Annotated in this window: 19 protein-coding genes; 13 read left to right on the forward strand and 6 right to left on the reverse strand. The window is 71.8% G+C overall.

Annotated elements, in window-relative coordinates:
* Entirely contained in the window at positions 1 to 558 is a 558-nt protein-coding gene (locus AC3RX0_RS03845) for a helix-turn-helix domain-containing protein (RefSeq protein WP_491504609.1), read from the reverse strand.
* A gap of 106 nt (positions 559 to 664) precedes the next feature.
* On the opposite strand from AC3RX0_RS03845, the gene AC3RX0_RS03850 reads away from it, so the two are divergent.
* The 6 genes from AC3RX0_RS03850 to AC3RX0_RS03875 all read left to right on the forward strand — a co-directional run bounded on the left by AC3RX0_RS03850 (position 665) and on the right by AC3RX0_RS03875 (position 5,019).
* Positions 665 to 1,402: an AzlC family ABC transporter permease gene (locus tag AC3RX0_RS03850; protein ID WP_491504610.1), complete on the forward strand. Its 738-nt coding sequence runs from the start codon at positions 665 to 667 to the stop codon at positions 1,400 to 1,402.
* Entirely contained in the window at positions 1,399 to 1,713 is a 315-nt protein-coding gene (locus AC3RX0_RS03855; protein ID WP_491504611.1) for an AzlD domain-containing protein, read from the forward strand. Before AC3RX0_RS03850 ends, AC3RX0_RS03855 begins: the two co-directional genes overlap by 4 nt.
* Positions 1,714 to 1,786: 73 nt before the next feature.
* A complete protein-coding gene (locus AC3RX0_RS03860; RefSeq protein ID WP_491504612.1) occupies positions 1,787 to 2,185 on the forward strand; it encodes a histidinol dehydrogenase in 399 nt (132 codons plus the stop codon).
* Positions 2,186 to 2,194: 9 nt separating this feature from the next.
* Positions 2,195 to 2,515 (forward strand): ferredoxin, encoded by a 321-nt coding sequence (fdxA, locus tag AC3RX0_RS03865; protein WP_491504613.1) that lies wholly within the window; start codon positions 2,195 to 2,197, stop codon positions 2,513 to 2,515.
* Positions 2,516 to 2,518: 3 nt separating this feature from the next.
* Entirely contained in the window at positions 2,519 to 3,622 is a 1,104-nt protein-coding gene (gene dapC, locus AC3RX0_RS03870) for a succinyldiaminopimelate transaminase (RefSeq protein WP_491504614.1), read from the forward strand.
* 107 nt (positions 3,623 to 3,729) lie between these two features.
* Entirely contained in the window at positions 3,730 to 5,019 is a 1,290-nt protein-coding gene (locus tag AC3RX0_RS03875; RefSeq protein ID WP_491504615.1) for a citrate synthase, read from the forward strand.
* Between the two features lie 220 nt (positions 5,020 to 5,239).
* Here AC3RX0_RS03875 and AC3RX0_RS03880 read toward each other — a convergent pair whose 3' ends face one another.
* The 3 genes from AC3RX0_RS03880 to AC3RX0_RS03890 are packed head-to-tail and all read right to left on the reverse strand — an operon-like array spanning position 5,240 to position 11,020.
* Positions 5,240 to 9,088 carry an ABC transporter ATP-binding protein gene (locus tag AC3RX0_RS03880; protein ID WP_491504616.1) on the reverse strand — a complete coding sequence of 1,283 codons (3,849 nt, stop codon included), beginning with the start codon at positions 9,086 to 9,088 and terminating at the stop codon, positions 5,240 to 5,242.
* A complete protein-coding gene (locus AC3RX0_RS03885; RefSeq protein ID WP_491504617.1) occupies positions 9,085 to 9,531 on the reverse strand; it encodes a MarR family winged helix-turn-helix transcriptional regulator in 447 nt (148 codons plus the stop codon). The genes AC3RX0_RS03880 and AC3RX0_RS03885 overlap by 4 nt, the downstream gene beginning before the upstream one ends.
* Positions 9,532 to 9,559: 28 nt before the next feature.
* Positions 9,560 to 11,020 carry an MFS transporter gene (locus tag AC3RX0_RS03890; protein ID WP_491504618.1) on the reverse strand — a complete coding sequence of 487 codons (1,461 nt, stop codon included), beginning with the start codon at positions 11,018 to 11,020 and terminating at the stop codon, positions 9,560 to 9,562.
* 176 nt (positions 11,021 to 11,196) lie between these two features.
* On the opposite strand from AC3RX0_RS03890, the gene AC3RX0_RS03895 reads away from it, so the two are divergent.
* Positions 11,197 to 11,766, forward strand: a complete 570-nt coding sequence (locus AC3RX0_RS03895; protein WP_491504619.1) for a TetR/AcrR family transcriptional regulator — start codon at positions 11,197 to 11,199, stop codon at positions 11,764 to 11,766.
* A gap of 22 nt (positions 11,767 to 11,788) precedes the next feature.
* On the opposite strand, the gene dapD is transcribed toward AC3RX0_RS03895, so the two are convergent.
* Positions 11,789 to 12,742 carry a 2,3,4,5-tetrahydropyridine-2,6-dicarboxylate N-succinyltransferase gene (gene dapD, locus AC3RX0_RS03900; RefSeq protein WP_491504620.1) on the reverse strand — a complete coding sequence of 318 codons (954 nt, stop codon included), beginning with the start codon at positions 12,740 to 12,742 and terminating at the stop codon, positions 11,789 to 11,791.
* A 74-nt stretch (positions 12,743 to 12,816) separates the two neighbouring features.
* On the opposite strand from dapD, the gene dapE reads away from it, so the two are divergent.
* From dapE to AC3RX0_RS03915, 3 genes are all read left to right on the forward strand, one after another.
* Positions 12,817 to 13,893, forward strand: coding sequence for a succinyl-diaminopimelate desuccinylase (dapE, locus tag AC3RX0_RS03905; RefSeq protein ID WP_491504621.1), 1,077 nt, complete (start codon positions 12,817 to 12,819; stop codon positions 13,891 to 13,893).
* The gene (locus AC3RX0_RS03910) at positions 13,875 to 15,104 is read left to right on the forward strand and encodes a putative hexosyltransferase (RefSeq protein WP_491504622.1); all 1,230 of its coding nucleotides are present in this window, start codon (positions 13,875 to 13,877) and stop codon (positions 15,102 to 15,104) included. The genes dapE and AC3RX0_RS03910 overlap by 19 nt, the downstream gene beginning before the upstream one ends.
* 83 nt (positions 15,105 to 15,187) lie before the next feature.
* Entirely contained in the window at positions 15,188 to 15,358 is a 171-nt protein-coding gene (locus AC3RX0_RS03915) for a DUF3117 domain-containing protein (protein ID WP_084515728.1), read from the forward strand.
* 21 nt (positions 15,359 to 15,379) lie between these two features.
* Here the strand turns inward: AC3RX0_RS03915 and AC3RX0_RS03920 are convergent, their stop codons facing one another.
* On the reverse strand, positions 15,380 to 16,057 hold the full coding sequence (locus AC3RX0_RS03920) for an O-methyltransferase (protein WP_491504623.1): 678 nt from the start codon (positions 16,055 to 16,057) through the stop codon (positions 15,380 to 15,382).
* Positions 16,058 to 16,131: 74 nt separating this feature from the next.
* Between AC3RX0_RS03920 and AC3RX0_RS03925 the strand changes: the two genes are divergently transcribed.
* The 3 genes from AC3RX0_RS03925 to AC3RX0_RS03935 all read left to right on the forward strand — a co-directional run bounded on the left by AC3RX0_RS03925 (position 16,132) and on the right by AC3RX0_RS03935 (position 18,671).
* Positions 16,132 to 16,488, forward strand: coding sequence for a twin-arginine translocase TatA/TatE family subunit (locus tag AC3RX0_RS03925; RefSeq protein WP_491504624.1), 357 nt, complete (start codon positions 16,132 to 16,134; stop codon positions 16,486 to 16,488).
* Between the two features lie 97 nt (positions 16,489 to 16,585).
* Positions 16,586 to 17,032, forward strand: a complete 447-nt coding sequence (locus AC3RX0_RS03930; protein WP_491504625.1) for a hypothetical protein — start codon at positions 16,586 to 16,588, stop codon at positions 17,030 to 17,032.
* A gap of 52 nt (positions 17,033 to 17,084) precedes the next feature.
* Positions 17,085 to 18,671 (forward strand): amidohydrolase, encoded by a 1,587-nt coding sequence (locus AC3RX0_RS03935; protein ID WP_491504626.1) that lies wholly within the window; start codon positions 17,085 to 17,087, stop codon positions 18,669 to 18,671.
* Positions 18,672 to 18,680: the final 9 nt, after the last annotated feature.

Genomic DNA, 18,680 nt, shown 5'->3' on the forward strand with positions numbered 1-18,680 from the left:
TCAGCGCAGTTCGGAGACGAGGACGGCCGACGTGCCCGGCTCGAGGGCCTCGAAGACGTGCGCGGCGTCGCCGCGGTACGACAGGAAGTCGCCGGGCGCCATGCGCACCGGCGCCTCGGCCGGCCCGACGTTCGCCTCGCCGGTCATGAGTACGACGTACTCGATCGTGCCGCGGGTGTGCGGTGCGGACTCGCGCACCCCGCCGGGCTCGGCGCGCAGCAGGTAGAGATCCCGCCGCGCCTGCGGCGGGCTCGCGGTCAGCAGCGTCGCCGAATACGGCGCGACCGACGACGGCACGGGCGAGCCGGTCGACGCGCGGATCAGCGTGGTCGCCGGCGCATCGTCGTCGACGAACACGGCGAAGGGGACGCCGAGGGTCGTGGCGATCGCCCACAGCGTCTCGACGCTGGGGTTGCCCGTTCCGCCCTCGAGCTGCGACACGGTCGCCTTCGAGATGCCGGCTCGCCGTGCGAGTTCCGACACCGACAGGCCCGCGGACTCCCGCTCGCGGCGGAGAGCGTGCGCGATGCGCGTGCCGAGTTGCCCGGGTTGCTCCATCTGTTCAGTATGTCAAACGGTCGTTCGACTTGATATCCCTCTCACGAGCGTTCATGATGATGATCGTGCGTTCATTCAAACGAACACCAGGCGTACGAGGCGGATCATGATCACCGACGAGAGCGCCGCGCGCCGCAAGGCCGTGCGCGACGGACTGGGCGTGGCGGTGGCCACGAGCGCGTACGGCATCTCGTTCGGGGCTCTTGCCACGGCATCCGGATTCGATGTCTGGCAGACGTGCGTGCTCAGCCTTCTCATGTTCACCGGTGGATCGCAGTTCGCCTTCATCGGCGTGATCGGAAGTGGGGGACTGGCCGCGGCGCCCGCGGCGATCGCGTCGGCGGCGCTGCTGGGCGTGCGCAACATCGCGTACGGCATGCGCATGGCGCCGCTGCTGGGCGGCGGCGTATTCACGCGTGCGGCGGCCGCGCAGTTCACGATCGACGAGTCCACGGCTGTCGCGCTCGGCCAGTCCACGACGCACGCGCAGCGCATGGGGTTCTGGATCACGGGGCTGGGTGTCTACGTCGGCTGGAACCTGACGACCCTCGCCGGGGCACTCCTGGGGGACGTGCTGGGAGATCCCCGCGCGTACGGGTTGGATGCCGCGGCCGCCGCCGCTTTCCTCGCCCTGCTGTGGCCGCGCCTGCGCAAGCGCCAGGCCATCGCGGTGGGCATCGCCGCCGCGGCGGTGGCGACCGTGCTCACCCCGGTGCTGCTGCCGGGCCTGCCCGTGCTGGTCGCGGCGCTCGTGGCGGTCGCCGTCGGCTGGTTCAACTGGCTCGGCCGGGGCGAGCCGGCCGGCGAGCCCGACGACGTCCCCGAGCGGGAGGGTCTGCCGTGACGCTGTGGAACGCGGTGCTCATCGCCGCCATCATCTGCGTGGCGCTGAAGACCCTCGGCTACCTCGTGCCGGCGCGCGTCATGGACGCGCCGCGTCCCGCCCGCATCGCCGACCTGCTGACGGTCGCGCTGCTCGCGGCGCTCGTGGCCGTGCAGACGCTCGGCGTCGGCCAGGCGATCACGGTCGACGCCCGGGTGCCGGCGGTGCTGGTGGCGGCGGGCCTGCTGATGGTGCGCGCGCCCTTCCTGGTCGTGGTGGCCGCCGCCGCCGTGGTGGCCGCCCTCCTGCGCCTGTGGGGCTGGGCGGCGTAGCCGCCGGTGGGGCTGGACGGCGGCGCCGTCCTGCGCGGCGGGTGGCCTGTGCTGCCCGACGTAGACTGACCCGGTGAGATCCACGGTCACCCAGCTGCTGACGCTGCTGCTCGCGTTCGTCGTCGGCGCCGTGTACGGCGTGGCCGGCACCATCTCGCACGCCTACCGGCTGGGCTGGTTCCCGGTGGGCCTCGTGCTGTCGCTGATCGGCATCGCGGCGCTGCTGATCGCGATGCGCGCCCTGACGGCCGACCGCTGGACGGCTCTGGCCGGCGGAGTCGGGGCCCTGGCTGCGACCGTCGTGTTCTCTGGCGCCGGTCCCGGCGGATCGGTGATCGTGCCCGGCGGTACCCTGGACGAGCTGGGCGGGGTGAACCTCGGCATCGTGTGGGCCATCGGGGTCGCGCTGGCGGCGACGCTCGTGGTCGCCTGGCCGGACCTGTCCCGGTCCCGCCGAGGTTCGGATCGATAGACTGAGCCCGTGACTTATGTGATCGCCCTTCCGTGTGTGGACGTCAAGGACCGCGCATGCGTCGACGAGTGCCCGGTCGACTGCATCTACGAGGGTGATCGCTCGCTGTACATCCACCCGGACGAGTGCGTGGACTGCGGCGCGTGCGAGCCGGTGTGTCCGGTCGAGGCGATCTACTACGAGGACGATCTGCCCGAGGAATGGGCCGACTACTACAAGGCCAACGTCGAGTTCTTCGACGACATCGGGTCGCCCGGCGGGGCCGCGAAGATCGGCGTGATCCACAAGGACCACCCCATCGTGGCCGCCCTTCCGCCCCAGGTCGCCTGACCTATGGGCGTCGCCGACCTCGCCGACTATCCCTGGGACGCCGTCGCACCCTATGCCGAGCGGGCCCGCGCCCATCCGGACGGGATCGTCGACCTGTCCATCGGGTCGCCGGTGGATGCCACGCCTGCTGTGGTGCGCGACGCGCTGACGGCCGCGACCGACGCGCACGCCTACCCGCAGACGGTGGGCAGCCCCGCGCTGCGCGAGGCGATCGCCGCCTGGTTCGCCCGGCGCCGCGGCGTTCCCGGACTGACCCCGGCGCAGGTCCTGCCCACGGTCGGGTCCAAGGAGCTGGTGGCACTGCTGCCGCTGCTGCTGGGCCTCGGGCCCGGCGACGTGGTCGTGCATCCCCGCGCCGCGTACCCGACCTACGAGGTCGGCGCGCGCCTGGTGGGCGCGACGGCGGTGGCCGCCGACGAGCCGGCCGAATGGCCGGTCGGCACGCGCCTGGTGTGGGTGAACAGCCCAGGCAATCCCGACGGGCGGGTGCGCGGCATCCTGCAGCTGCAGGCCGACGTCGCCCGCGCGCGGCAACTGGGCGCGGTCATCGCCGGCGACGAGTGCTACGCCGAGCTCGGCTGGGACGCGCCGTGGGATGCCGAGCCGGTGCCGTCGATCCTCGACCCGCGCGTGACGGGCCCTGACGCCGCCGGCGTGCTGTCGGTGTACTCCCTGAGCAAGCAGTCGAACCTCGCCGGGTACCGGGCGGCCTTCCTCGCCGGGGATGCGGCGCTGGTCGGGCGGCTGCTCACGGCCCGCAAGCACCTGGGACTCATGGTGCCGGCCCCCGTGCAGCACGCGATGGTCGCCGCCCTCGGCGACGACGCCCACGTGGTCGCACAGAAGGAGACCTACCGCCGCCGTCGCGGCATCCTGAAGCCTGCCGTCGAGGCTGCAGGATTCCGCATCGACGGCAGCGAGGCGGGGCTGTACCTCTGGGCGACCGAGGGCCGCGACGCGTGGGAGAGCATGGGGCGTCTGGCCGATCTCGGCATCCTCGCCGGGCCCGGTCACTTCTATGGAACGCACTTCCCGCAGCACGTCCGGCTGTCGCTCACGGCGCCGGATGAACGGGTGGATGCCGCGGCCGCGCGCCTGCGTTCGTAGCTCTCATCCAGTGGGAAGCGGCATCGTTTGGCCGATGTCTCAGTAGGCCGATGCGGGGGATAGGCTGTAAGCCGACCCAGGCCGACGAGCATTCGCAAGGAGGCGTCGTGACGGACGCACAGCCGGATATTGCCACTCTCACGATCGCAGACCGTACGGCGCAGCTGCCGGTGCTGGCGGGCGTGAACGGCAACCCGAGCGTCGACGTCTCGACGCTGACCCGTCAGACCGGGCACACCGCCCTGGACTACGGGTTCGTCAACACTGCGGCCACGAAGTCGGCGATCACGTACATCGACGGCGACAAGGGCATCCTGCGCTACCGGGGCTACCCGATCGAGCAGCTCGCCAAGAACAGCTCGTACCTCGAGGTGGCGTGGCTGCTGCTGTACGGCGAGCTGCCCACCGCGTCCGAGCTGGCCGACTTCGACGAGCGCATCCGGCGGCACACGCTGCTGCACGAGGACCTCAAGCGCTTCTTCTCGGCCCTGCCGCACACCGCGCACCCGATGTCGGTGCTCTCGTCGGCGGTCGCGGCCCTGTCGACCTATTACGAGGGGCAGACAGACCCGCACAACCCCGAGCACGTCGAGCTGAACATCGTGCGCATGCTCGCCAAGCTGCCGGTGATCGCGGCCTACGCGCACAAGAAGAGCGTCGGGCAGGCCTTCCTGTACCCCGACAACTCGCTGAGTTTCGTCGACAATTTCCTCAAGCTCAACTTCGGTGTGCTCAGCGAGGACTATGTCGTCAACCCCGTGATGTCGAGGGCCCTCGAGCTGTTGCTGATCCTGCACGAGGACCACGAGCAGAACGCGTCGACCTCGACCGTGCGGCTGGTGGGCTCGACCGGCGCGAACCAGTTCGCATCGATCTCGGCGGGCATCCAGGCGCTGTCGGGCCCGCTGCACGGCGGCGCGAACGAGGCGGTGCTGTCGATGCTCGCCCGCATCCGCGACTCGGGCGAGAGCGTCGAGCGCTTCGTCGAGCGGGTGAAGAACAAAGAACAGGGCGTGAAGCTCATGGGCTTCGGGCACCGCGTCTACAAGAACTACGACCCGCGCGCGAAGCTCGTCAAGGAGTCGGCCGACGAAGTGCTCGCCGAGCTCGGTGTGCAGGACCCACTGCTGGACCTGGCCAAGGAGCTCGAAGAGATCGCACTGGCCGACGAGTACTTCGTCGAGCGCAAGCTGTATCCGAACGTCGACTTCTATACCGGCGTGATCTACAAGGCGATGGGCTTCCCCACGCGCATGTTCACGGTGCTGTTCGCCATCGGGCGCCTGCCCGGCTGGCTCGCCCAGTGGCGCGAGGCCGTGAACGACCCGCAGACCAAGATCGGTCGCCCGCAGCAGCTGTACGTCGGCGCGCCCGAGCGGCAGTACCCGGGCATCTGACCCCGGCCTGGTCTGCCCGCGCGGCGGCCCTGGGGCGACAGCTCGGCTGGCGCTACACTCTCCTGCTGATGCTGTAGGAAAACACTGGCGCATCAGCAGGGAACTGTAGCGCTGGGGGGAAGGATTGGCGCATCAGCGGCAGGCTGTAGCATTCGGATGCCGCGGGCCGAGCGAGCGGATGGGCCGAGCGGGCCGAGCGGGCCGGGTGGGACGTGCGGACTCAGGACCGGGTCGCGGACAGCTCGAACGCGCGCCACATCGCCGCGTACCCGCCGTCGGCGGCCAGCAGCTCGTCGTGCGTGCCGGTCTCGGCGACGCGGCCATGGTCGAGCAGCACGATGCGGTCGGCCGCCATGGCCGTCTGCAGGCGGTGGGCGATCAGCACGGTCGTACGGCCCCGAGCGAGGCGATGCATCGCGCGGGTGACGCGCGCCTCGGTCGCGAGGTCGAGGTTCGAGGTGGCCTCGTCCAGCAGGAGGATCGCCGGGTCGACCAGTTGAGCCCGCGCCAGGGCGATCAGCTGCCGCTGGCCCGACGACAGCGACGTTCCGCGCTCGGAGACGATCGTGTCGTACCCGGCCGGGAGGGCCTGGATCATCCGGTGCGCGCCGACGGCGCGGGCCGCCGCCTCGATCGCGTCGGCAGGCGCGCCCGGACGGCCGTAGGCGATGTTCTGGCCGATCGTGCCGGTGAACAGGAACGACTCCTGCGGCACGTAGCCCAGGTGTGCACGGTAGTCGCCGAGCTCCAGCGCGCGCAGATCGTGCCCGTCGGCGCGCACCTCGCCGCGGTCGGGGTCGTAGAAGCGGGCGACGAGCTTCATCACGGTGGACTTGCCCGCGCCGGTCTCGCCCACGAGGGCCACGGTCTCGCCGGCGTCGATCGCGATGTCGATTCCCGCCAGGGCCTCGGTCGTGCGCCGGGCCACGGCATCCATTCCCCGCGCGTCGCGGGGGCCGCGCAGGCGTGACGAGACCGGTCCGGTGGGGTACGCGAAGTGCACGTCGTCCACGCGCACGTCGCCGTCCAGTCCGGTGACGGGATGGGGATGCCGCGCCGGCGGCGTGAGGGTCCCCAGGCGCATGAGCTCGGCGATGCGGGCGACCGAGACCCGGGTCTGCTGCCACGCGTCGAACACCTGCGAGAGCTGCTGGATGGGGGAGAAGAACATGTCGATGTAGAGGAGGAACGCGATCAGGGCGCCCGCGGTCAGCTGCCCGTGCGCGATGAGGGCGGCGCCCAGGCCCAGCACGATCACGTCCGCGATCGCGGCGAGCAACTGCACGAACGGGAAGTAGACGGCCACCAGTCGCTGGGCGGCGACCCGGGAGCGCAGGTATGCTGCGCCGTGGCCGTGGAAGACGCGCATGGTCTCTTCTTCGTGCGTGAACGCCTGCGACTCGCGCACGCCCGACAGCGACTCCTGGAACGCGGCGTTGACGATCGCGATGCGCTCGCGCGACACGTCGTACAGCCGGGTCGCCCGGCGGCGGAACCACACGGTGGCCACGGCCAGCGGCACGATCACGCTCAGCACGGCCAGACCCAGCGGCACGTCGACGACCACGAGGGCCACCGAGACGCCGACGAACGTGACGCCGGCCACGAGGGCGCCGAGCAGACCGTTCTGCAGCAGCGACTCGAACTGGTCGATGTCGGTGGTCATGCGGGTCATGATGCGGCCGGCCATCTCGCGCTCGTAGTAGTCCAGCGACAGGCGCTGCAGCTGGGCGAACACGCGGATGCGCAGCGACAGCATGATGCGCTGCGCCGTCCGTCCGGTGACCAACGACTCGGCCATGCCGGTGAACATGTCGGCGACCGCGATGACCAGGTAGGCGGCCGAGGCGGCCAGCAGCACGCCGAGCATGCCCTGGGTGACGCCCTCGTCGATGCCGGCCTTCACGATGGCGGGTCCGAGCAGGCCCGCGACGGCGTCGATCACCACGAACACGAGCGCGAACAGCAGCGGACGGCGGAACTCGCGCAGGATCATGCCGAGACCGAAATCCCGCTGGTGCCGTCCCTCGCGTTCGAGGTCGGGCTGGACGCGGTCGGCGATCGGCGGCAGCGCGGCGACGCGGGCGAGCAGCTGCGGGGTGGGGGCGAGGCTTCCGCGGATGCCGCGTCCGCCGCCCGAACCGCCCAGGCCCATGCCGAGGTTCGGCGCCGACGGGACGCCCGCGGAACGGGGTACGGGCGCTCGCTTCGCCTGGTTCGCGCTGCGCGCGGCCTCGCTCAGCGACCGGGGGACCGCCGCGCCGTCCGCAGCCGATCCCGTCGGCCCTGCGGCGTCGTCGTCGGGCACCTGGCCATCGCCGAACAGGGCGCGATAGGTCGCGCTGGCCTCGACCAGCTCGTCATGCGTGCCCTCGGCGGCGATCCGCCCGTCTTCGAGCACGACGATCCGGTCGGCCAGGTGCAGCGTGGAGTGGCGGTGCGCGATCAGCAGCACGGTACGCCCGGCCGAGACGTCCCGCAGCGCGTCGTGGATGCTCTGCTCGGTGCGGGCGTCGATCGCGCTGGTCGCGTCGTCGAGCACGAGCACCGCGGGGTCGCGCAGGATCGCCCGGGCCAGCGCGATGCGCTGCCGCTGCCCGCCCGACAGGCTCAGGCCCCGTTCGCCCACGACGGTGTCATACCCCGCCGGCAGCGCTTCGATGAACGTGTGCGCCTGGGCGAGCCGGGCGGCGTGCTCGATCTGCTCGTCGGTGGCCTGCGGCGCCCCGTACGCGATGTTGTCACGCACCGACACCGAGAACAGGAACGCGTCCTCGAACGCCATGCCGATCCGGTGGCGCAGCGACGCCAGGCGGACCTTCTCGATGTCGGTGCCGCCGATCATCACCGCTCCGCCGGTCGGTTCATAGGTCCGCACGAGCAGCCGGGCCACCGTCGACTTGCCGCTGCCGCTGGCGCCCACGAGCGCCACGCGCTCACCGGGACGCACGGTCAGCGACAGGCCCTCGAGCACCGGCGCACCGCCCGGGTACGCGAACGACACCCGGTCGAACACGATCTCACCGGGCGTCGCCGGCAGGTCCACGGCATCCTCGGCGTCCGCGACGGCGGGACGCAGATCCAGCAGCTGGAAGATGCGCTCGACCCCGGCGCGAGCCTGCTGCGCGATCGTGAGCATGCCGGCCAGCTGCCGAGACGGGGCCATCAGCTGCGCGACGTATGTCGAGAAGGCCAGGAACGTGCCGAGCGTGATGGCGCCGTTCAGGGTCAGCCAGCCCCCGAGGGCGAGGATGCCGACCTGGCCGAGCACCGGCACCGCTTCGAGCAGCGGCTGGTACCGCGACTGGATACGCACCACTCGCATCTGCGAGCCGTACAGATCGACAGCGGCGTCGGCCAGGCGCCGCAGCTCGCGGCCCTCCTGCCCGAACGCCTTCACGACCCGCACCCCCGCGACGTCCTCGTCGACGATGCCGGCGACGACGCCCTCCTTCTGCTGGCCGTCCCAGCTGGCCGGGAACACCCGCGTGCGCATGCGGTAGCTGATCGCGACCAGGGCGGGCACGATCGCGAGGCTCACCAGGGCCAGCACGGGCGAGAGCACGAACATGACCGCGAGCGAGAGCAGCATCATCAGGAGATTGCCGCCCACCAGCGGCAGAAAGTTGAGCAGCCCCTGCACGAGCGCGGTGTCGGAGCTGGAACGGGCCACCAGCTGCCCGGTGGGCATGGTGTCCAGGGCCGCGGCGTCGAGGCGCTGCAGGTGGTCGTGCATGTCGTTGCGCAGGTCGTTCTGCACGTCCAGGCCGATGCGTCCGCCGCGATACCGCCGCAGGTACGAGAACCCGAACGCGAGCACGGCCAGCACGATCAGCAGCCCCAGCCAGGGCAGCAGCGGCGCGTCGCGGGCGACGATGACGTCGTCGACGATCCGGCGGGCGACCAGGGGAGTGACCACCTGGCACGCCGCGCCGAGGACGGCGGCGGTCACCGCGATGACGAGATTGCGGCGATGGCGCAGCAGGTACGTGCCGAGGCGGCGCATCCAGCCGGGCGTCTCGGGCGCCGAGTCGTCGACGGCGCTCCTGGTGTCGCGGGCGGTGCTCATCGGGTGGATGCCTCGACCTGTCGCTGCTCAAGGGCCGTGCCGAACGCCGCCAGGGCGGCGATGGTCGCGCCGGGGTCGGCGGTGCGGCCCGCGATGTCGCGGACGAGAGCGCCCAGCGTGCGCTCCGCGTCGGCGCGCACGCGCTCGCCGTCGGTCGTGATGCACAGGTCGATCGCGCGCAGGTCGCCGCCGCCGTCCCTGCGGGCAAGCAGGCCTCGTCGCACGAGCGAGTCGACCGACGCGCTCACGGCGGGCTTGCCGAGGGCCAGCCGCCGGGCGAGGCGCGAGGCGCGCGCCTCGCCGTCCGCGACGGCCGAGAGCATCCGATAGTCCGACAGGCTGACCGTCGGCGGCGTCTGCTGCGACAGTGTGCGCTCCAGCATCCGCGCCACGCGCGCCAGCGCGACCACGGCCGCCCGCTCGTGCTCCAATGGTTCGATCACTGAACCATTCTGCACCCGTCGTGGGGTGTCACGCCGCGTCGACGAGGTCCTCGCTGGACGCGTCGGATGCATCGGCACCGGGAGACGATATGACCGGGACCGCAGCACCCCGCACACGACGCGGCCGCACGACGAGCATGATCACCGCGCCGGCGACGGCGGCGGCGGCCAGCGACAGCCACGCGAGCGTGTACCCGTCCAGCGCCGGCGTGGCGCCAGGGCGCACGGTGCCGAACACGACGGCCGTCGTGAACGCCGACCCGATGGCCGAGCCGATCGTGCGGAGGTTCGCGTTCACACCGGTGGCGATGCCGGTGCGGTCGGCCGGAACCGATTCGACCACGATGCTCGCGGCCGCGGCGTAGGCGAGCCCGATGCCGAGCCCGAACACGCCGCCGGCGATCGCCAGCTTCCACAGGGCGTCGTGGTCTGCGACCGCGAACACGACGCCCGCCGCCATCGACAGGGCGCCGAGGGCCAGCATGATCCGCAGCGGGATGAGGCGCGCGATCGCGCCGGTTGCGAACCCGACGCTGGACATGCCCACCAGCAGGGGAAGGAGTGCGAGGCCGGCGCCCTGGACGTCCAGGCCGAGGCCCCATCCGGACGCGACCGGTGTCTCGAGGAACTGCGGCAGGTAGCCCCAGAAGCCGAATGCGGCGGCGCCGATCAGCAGTGACGCCGCATTCACGGGCCAGATCGCACGACCTGCCATGAGCCGCAGGTCCACGAGCGGCTCGCGCGCGTGCAGTTCCGCGACGACCCACGCGGCGAGCAGTGCCGCGGCGACGACGAACAGACCGATCGTCAGGGGCGATGCCCAGCCCCAGCGCGCGCCGGAGCTCAGCGGCACGAGCAGTGCGATGAGCCAGCCCGACAGCAGCGACGCCGAGAGCGTGTTCACGCGGCCGACGGCCCGCAGTCCCGAGCGCGGCACCAGCGTCAGGATGAGCAGGATGCCGGCGACGGCCGTCACGAACGGGACGGCGAAGATGCCGTGCCAGCCGAGGAGCTCTGCCAGCGGCCCCGCCAGGACGCTGCCGGCGGCGCCTCCGATGCCGATGATGGCGCTCGTCGCGCCGATGGCACCGGTCAGCCGCTCGCGCGGCATGACGTCGCGCAGCAGCCCGAACGCGAGAGGGAAGAGCGCCCCGCCGACGCCTTGCAGCACCCGCCCGGCGATGAGGGCGGCAAGACTCGGCGCGACCGCGGCGACGATGTCGCCCACGGCCACGACGGCCAGGACCGCGAGGAACGTGTTGCGGCGGCCGCGCAGATCGCCGAGGCGTCCGAGCACGGGGGTGGCCACGGCTGCGGCGATGAGCCACGAGGTGATGGTCCAGGATGCCGCGTCCGCCGTCACACCATAGTCGCCGGCGATGAGGGGGATCACGGGGATGACGAGGTTCTGCAGCAGTGCCAGGGAGGCGACGCTGACCGCGATGGCGAGGAACGCGGAGCGGTAGGAGGGGGAGGAGGAAGTGGGCATCGACAGGCCTTCCGAGGGATGCGGATCCGGTGAATGCGGAGTAAAGTGGAAGGAGGTCTCCGAACGGAGGAAGCCTCCGTTTAGAGATTAGCGGAGGATGCCTCCGGATCGCAAGATCTGTGTCAAGATTTTTTCCGGACGCCGCATGCGTCCGGTCGGCGGAAGGATTCGCAGCCATGCCGGTCGTCGCACGAGTACCCGCGCTCGATGCGAGGCGCCCTCGGCGCGCCGACGCCGCACGCAACTTCGACGCCCTCGTGGCGGCGGGCCGCGCCGCGTTCGCCGAAGAGGGCTCGTCGGCATCGCTGGAAGACATCGCCCGTCGGGCCGGCGTCGGCATCGGCACGCTGTACCGCAACTTCCCGACCCGCGACGACCTGATCGAGACGCTCTACCTCGGCGAGGTCGACGCGCTGGCCGACGCCGCCGACGAGGTCGCCGACCTGGGGCCGTGGGACGCGCTGCGCGCCTGGCTCGACCGGTTCGTCTCGTACGTGGGCACGAAGCACGCGCTGCTGGACGGTCTCAACCGACGGTCGGAGGTGCTCACCGAGTGCCGCACGATCATGCTCGCCGCAGGCGAGCCGCTGCTGGCGCGCGCGCAGGCGGCGGGTGAGGTCGACCCGGCCGTCACCATCGGCGACGTGGTCAAGCTCGTCTCGGGCGTCGCTGCCGTGGCATCCTTCGACGACGAAGCCCAGCGCGAGCGGGTGCTCGGCCTCGCGATCAACGCGATCCGGCGCTGACGCCCGCGCTCACGCGATGCGGTCAGGCGTGCAGCGCCTCGTTCAGTGTGACCCCGACGCCGGCGCGGGGGAGCGCCTCGACCGCGCCGGTCAGCGAGTTGCGGCGGTACAGCACCCCGCCCCGCCCCGAGAGCTCGGCGGCCTTCACGGTCGGCCGGCTGCCGTCGGCGCGGGCGGGCTCGGCGGCCAGCACGACCTTCGTGCCGCCGGTCAGGTACAGCCCCGCCTCGACGACGCAGTCGTCGCCGAGCGAGATGCCGACGCCCGCGTTCGCACCCAGCAGGCACCGGGCGCCGATCGACACGCGGTGCGTACCGCCGCCCGACAGCGTCCCCATGATCGAGGCGCCGCCGCCGATGTCGCTGCCGTCGCCGACGACGACCCCCTGCGAGATGCGCCCCTCGACCATCGAGGCGCCGAGCGTCCCGGCGTTGAAGTTCACGAAGCCCTCGTGCATGACGGTCGTGCCCGGGGCGAGGTGGGCGCCCAGCCGGACCCGCGCGGCGTCGGCGATACGCACGCCCGGCGGGGTCACGTAGTCGGTCAGCCGCGGGAACTTGTCGATGCCCTGCACCTGGATCCCGGCGGCGCGCAGCCCGGGCCGCAGCCTGTCCAGATCGTCCGGCAGCACCGGCCCCGCGTTCGTCCATGCGACCGTCGGAAGGAAGCGGAAGATTCCGTCCAGGTTCACGGTGTTGGGCACGGCCAGCCGGTGCGAGAGCGCGTGCAGGCGCAGATACGCGTCGGCGGTGGATGCCGGAGCCGCGTCGAGATCGATCTGCAGCTCCACGATCTCCACGCGCACGCCACGGCGCGCGTCCTCCCCGGTCGACGACTGCAGATCGGCCGCGCGCGTGGCCACGGTGGTGCCGTCGGCGCGTCCGACCCGCGGCGTCGGGTACCAGGCATCCAGCACGGAGCCGTCGCCCGCGATCGTAGTCAGGCCCGTTCCGAAGATCCAGCGCGCGTCGCTCATGCCTCCACGGTATCGCCGTGGCCGCCCGCTCGCGCTCCGGGCGGCGTCATATGACCCCTGACTAGACTCGGAGGATGCCGCAGCTCGACCTGTCTCAGTCCTCCGTCGATCTGACCCGGGCCGTGTGCGACATACCGAGCGTGTCCGACGACGAGACGGCGCTGGCCGACGCCATCCACGCGGCGCTCGATCACTGCTCCCATCTCGAGCTGTTCCGCGACGGCGACACGATCGTCGCGCGCACGAACCTCGGACGCGATCGACGGGTCGTGATCGCGGGGCACATCGACACCGTCCCGATCAACGGCAACGTGCCCACGCGTGACATCGACATCGACGGCGAGCCCTACATCTGGGGCCGCGGCACCGTCGACATGAAGGCCGGCGTCGCCGTGCAGCTGAAGCTGGCAGCAGAGCTCACCGATCCCCGTGTCGACATCACGTGGATGTGGTACGACCACGAAGAGGTGGACGCGGCCCGCAACGGATTGAACCGGCTCTCGCAGAATCGGCCCGATCTTTTCGCGGGCGACTTCGCGATCCTCGGTGAGCCGTCGGACGGCGAGGTCGAAGGGGGCTGCAACGGCACCCTCCGCGTCATCGTGCGCACGCACGGCGTCCGGGCGCACAGCGCGCGCTCGTGGATCGGCGAGAACGCGATCCACGCGGCGGCGCCCGTGCTCGAGCGGCTCGCCGAGTACCGCCCGCGCGACGTCGCGGTCGAGGGGCTCGTGTACCGCGAGGGGCTGAACGCCGTGCGGATCGGCGGCGGGATCGCCGGCAACGTCATTCCCGACGTGTGCGAGGTCGAGGTCAACTACCGTTTCGCGCCGAGCCGCTCGATCGAGAAGGCCGTCTCGCACGTGCGCAATGTCTTCGAGGGCTTCGAGGTCGAGGTGACGGATGCCTCGGCCGGCGCGCGACCGGGGCTGGACGCCCCGCTCGCGCAGGAGTTCGTCGAGGCGGTCGGCGCCGTGCCGCAGCCGAAGTACGGCTGGACCGATGTGGCACGGTTCTCGGCCCTCGGCATCCCGGCCGTGAACTACGGCCCCGGAGACCCGCACCTGGCGCACCACGACGAGGAGCGCGTGGCCGTGGCCCAGATCGAGGCGGTCGAGCGGGGGCTGCGCGCGTGGCTCTCGCCGAGCTGACCCGGGCGGGCGCCGGCGCCCGCGGCTGGCACCGAGTGCCGGCGGCGGCACGTATCGCCATCCTGTACGTGGCGGCGCGGGCCGTCACGATGGCGTTCTTCTGGGGCGCCGCCCAGTTGTCGACGTTCGGCTCGCGATTCGGCCCGCGGCCGAGCATCGGGACCCTTCTGATGGGCTGGGACGCCCAGTGGTACTGGTTCATCGCGGTGCACGGCTATCCGACGGCGCTGCCGACCGATTCGACAGGCGCCGTGGTGCAGAACCAGTGGGCGTTCATGCCGGTGTACCCGTACCTTGCACGCCTGCTCGGCGGCGAGGGCGCCGGGTGGCAGCCGGCGGCGATCGGCATCTCGCTGGTGGCGGGTTACCTCGCCTGTCTCGTGCTCTACCTTCTGCTGCGCCCGCGGCTGGACCAGGATGCCGCGACCTGGGCGGTCGTGTTCTTCGCCTGCGCGCCGCTGGCCGCGATCTTCCAGATCGGGTACGCCGAGTCGCTGTTTATGCTGTGGCTGTTCCTCGCACTGTGGTGCGTGGCGCACCGCCGGTACGGCTGGCTGTACCCGCTCGTCCTGCTCATGGCGTTCACCCGACCCGGCGTGCTGGCCTTCGCGCTGTTCCTCTGCCTGCACGGTGTGCAGCGCTGGTTCACCCGGCGCATCGAGCCGCTGCGACGCGCCGAGGCGCTCCACATCGTCGCGCTCGGGCTGCTCACGCTGGCCGCCGGCTTCTCGTGGCCGGTGATCGCCGGGGCGGTCACCGGCGTGCCCGATGCCTACATGCTCACCGAGCTCAGCTGGCGGCGGGGCTGGCTCCCGGGGGACGATGGGGCGTTCGCACCGTTCGCGGCGTTCTGGCAGGCTGCGGCGTTCTGGTTCCGCACGTGGGGGCTCGGCGAGGTGACGGGATACGTCGTGCTGGCCGTCGTGATCGCAGCCTTCGCGGCCGCGCTCGCCTTCGGGCCCCGGGTGCGTCGGGTCGGGCCCGAGATCCGCCTGTGGTCGGCGTCGTACCTCGTGTACCTGCTGGCCGTGTTCTTCCCGCAGTCCAGCGTCTTCCGTCTGCTCGTGCCGATGTCGCCGCTGTGGGGCGCGGCGGCCGTGCCCCGCTCACGGATCTGGCGTGCGGGCGTGCTGATCGTGTGCCTGGCGGGTCAGTGGTGGTGGATCTACAACATGTACGGCCTTGGCAACACGTTCTGGCAGATCCCATGATCAACGCGGGTAGATGCGTGATTCTGCGGGGTCCGGACCGCACGATAGACTTGTCTTCCAGACCACGACGAACAGGAGCCACGATGGCAGCCATGAAGCCGAGAACCGGAGACGGGCCGATGGAGGCCGTGAAGGAGGGGCGCCTGATCATCGTGCGCGTTCCGCTCGAAGGTGGCGGACGCCTCGTCGTCTCCGTGAACGACGCAGAAGCGAAAGAGCTCTACGACGTGCTCGGCGGTGTCGTGAACGCGTAGTTCACCATCAGCGATGCAGCGTCAGCGGCCGGTCGGCAGACCGGCCGCTGACGTGTGTACGGCGTCGTTCTCGCGGATCGTGGTCAGCTGCAGCAGCCCTTCGCCGGTGATCGAGAGGGCGCCGATGACCGCCGGCGAGGCCTGGGTCTCTTGGATCAGCGAACGGAACGCACTGGTCACGGCATCCCGTCGCACCGGATCGGCCACGGCACCGCCGGCCAGCACCCGGGGCACGAGCACCGTGCCGCCCGGGCGGACCAGGCGCAGACCGTGCTCGACGTACTCGATCACGCCCTCGGGATCGGCGTCGACCAGCACGACGTCGTACGAGCCCTCGTTCATGCGGGGCAGCACTTCGGCGGCGCGACCGGCGATGAAACGTGCGCGCGCGGCGGGGATGCGCGCCTCGGCGAACGACTGCCGGGCAACCCCGAGGTGCTCGGGCTCGCTGTCGATCGTGGTCAGGATCGCACGCGGGGCGCCGTGCAGCAGCCACAGTCCCGACACGCCGGCGCCGGTGCCGACCTCGATCATGCTCTGGGCATTGGTCGCGGCGGCGATCACCGCGCACTGGGCGCCGACGGCGGGGCTGATCGGGGCGGCGCCGAGCTCGAGGGCGTGCGCGCGGGCACGGGCGATGTGCTCGGGCTCGTTCGTGGCCTCTTGGACGAACCGCTGGTTCGCGTCGTGCTCTGTCATGCGCTGTCCTCCGCCCGACAGCCTACGTGAGCGGCTGGGGGCTTCCGACCCGCCACGACGGGTAATCTGAATCCATGATCTTCGGGCTCACGATCGAGAAGCTCGTGGTGATCGGAGTGATCGCCGCGCTCATTCTCGGCCCCGAGCGCCTGCCCCGCTACGCTGCGATGCTCGCGCAGGCCGTCAAGCGGGGACGTGAGCTGCTCGGCAGCGCGAAGGAGCGGATGCAGGACGAGCTCGGCGACGACGTCGACTGGCGCAGCCTCGACCCGCGCCAGTACGACCCGCGGCGCATCATCCGCGAGGCGCTGCTCGACGACACACCCTCGCACCCGGCAGCGCCCCAGGTCGCGCCTCCCGCAGCGGCCGCCGCGGCTCGGCAGGCGTTCACGCCCGGGGCGCCGGTGCCCTACGACACCGAGGCCACCTGACCCACCGCCTCCTGCACAGGCGGGAACCGGTGGGCGGGTTCTCCACGGATCGGCCCGCGCGCTCCCATCGGATGCCGCCGGCAGCCAGGCTGGTGTCATGAGTACACCGACCGCCGCCGACCAGCCGGCACGACTCTCCGACGACACGCTACTGACCGAGCGCCTCGAGTTCCTCCTGCAGGGCGCGATCCGACGGCAGTTCTGGATGCTGTTCCTCGACGGCGACGATCTCGAGAAGGGACCGCTGATGCCGTGCGACGATCTGCCGTTCGATCCCTTGGGCGAGAACGACACCGAGGATCTCGGCACCTGCACGTGCGCGCAGCTGCTGGCCGCCCGGGTGGGCATGGTGATGCGCGAGTTCGACCTGGCCCAGGCCGTGTTCGTGTGGGAGCGGCGCGGCGGACCGCGGATCGGCGACGACGAGCGCACCTGGGCGCGCGAGCTGGGGGCGGCCTGCGCGGCGGGCGGGGTGCGCGTGCGCGGGCAGTTCCTGCTGCACGACCGCGGGGTGCGCGTGCTGGCGCCCGATGACTACCTCTGAGCGGCGCCCGCGGGCGCGGGTGGGCCGTGGGCGCGGTCGTATCGTGGACCGCATGAGTGCGCCGGCAATCCTCGTCCACCCGAACATCGTGCTGGCCGACGGCGGCCGGGCGCAGGCCCTGCTCGTGATCGACGGGGTGATCCGAGCCGCAGGCACGCGCGGCGACGTGCGCGAGCTCGCACCGGGCGGCGCGCGCGAGGTCGAGCTGCCCGGGGCCGTCGTGGTGGCCGGCTTCCACGACGCGCACGTGCATGTGTCGCATCTGGCCCGCGAGCAGGACGCGGTCGACCTGCGCCCGGCACGCACCCTCGACGAGGCCCTCGCGCTGATCCGGGCGTACGTCGCGAGCCGACCACGGGGGACGGCGTGGATCACCGGCGGGCGGTGGGATGCGAACCGCTGGTCCGGGCCCGAGACGCCCACACGCCATGCGCTGGACGCGATCAGCCCGGCGAGGCCGGTATGCCTGTCGAGCATCGACGGTCACACCGTATGGGCGAACACCGCCGCACTGCGCGCGGTCGGCATCGACGCGGCCACCGCCGATCCCGAAGGCGGCCGCATCGAACGCGAGCCCGGCTCGACCGAGCCGTCGGGCGTGGTGCGCGAGGCCGCGGTGTCGCTGTTGACCGGGGCGGCCGAGCGGGCGGCGGGCAGCGATATCACTGAACCCGTCGAGCATGTGCAGCGGGTGCTGCTGGCCGTTGGAATCACGCACATCACCGACTTCGACGGCGCCGACGCCGCGGCCGCGATCGCCCGGCTGCATCGCGAGGGGCGCCTGCGCGTGCGGGTGCACAAGGGCATCCCGATGGAGCGACTGGATGCCGCGATCGCCGAGGGGTGCCGCACGTACGCCGGCGACGACCGGCTCACCACCGGTCCGGTCAAGCTCTTCTCGGACGGCGCGCTCGGATCGCACACCGCACACATGAGCGAGGGGTTCGCCGATGACCCGGCCAACCGCGGCGTCGAGGTGCTGGATGCGGCTCGGCTGGACGACCTGGTCGGCCGCGCCGTGCGCGCGGGGATCGCGGTGGCCACCCACGCCATCGGCGATGCGGCGAACACCGCCGTCCTCGACGCGTATGAGCGATGGATGCCGTACGCCCGCGCGGCGGGTCTGCGACTGCGCATCGAGCACGCGCAGCTGCTGCGCCCGGCCGACGTGCCGCGATTCGCCGCGCTGGGCGTGATCGCCTCGCAGCAGCCGTCGCACTGGGCCAGCGATCGTCCGCTGATCGAACGCATGCTGCCCGGGCACGATCTCGTCGGGTACGGCTGGTCGCGCCTGCGCGCCCACGGTGCCCGCATCGCGTTCGGATCGGACGCGCCGGTCGAGCCGGTGACGCCGCTGCGGGGCATCCAGGCGGCCGTGCAGCGCAGCGGGTCTGCGGGTGCGATCGGCGCGGTGCCGCCGTTCGGCGTGGGCGACGCCCTGGCCGCGTACGCCGCCGGCGCCGCGTATGCTGCGGGGCTCGAGGACCGTTTCGGACGGATCGCGGCCGGCTGCGTCGCAGATCTGGCCGCCCTCGGCGAGGACCCGGTCACGACGCCCGTCGGCGACATCGAGGCGATCGAGGTCGCGGCGACCGTCGTCGGCGGAACGGTGGCGTATCGGGCCCCCAGCGGTGGCTGAGCGATGGCG

This window comes from Microbacterium sp. W1-4-2, from assembly GCF_058349885.2.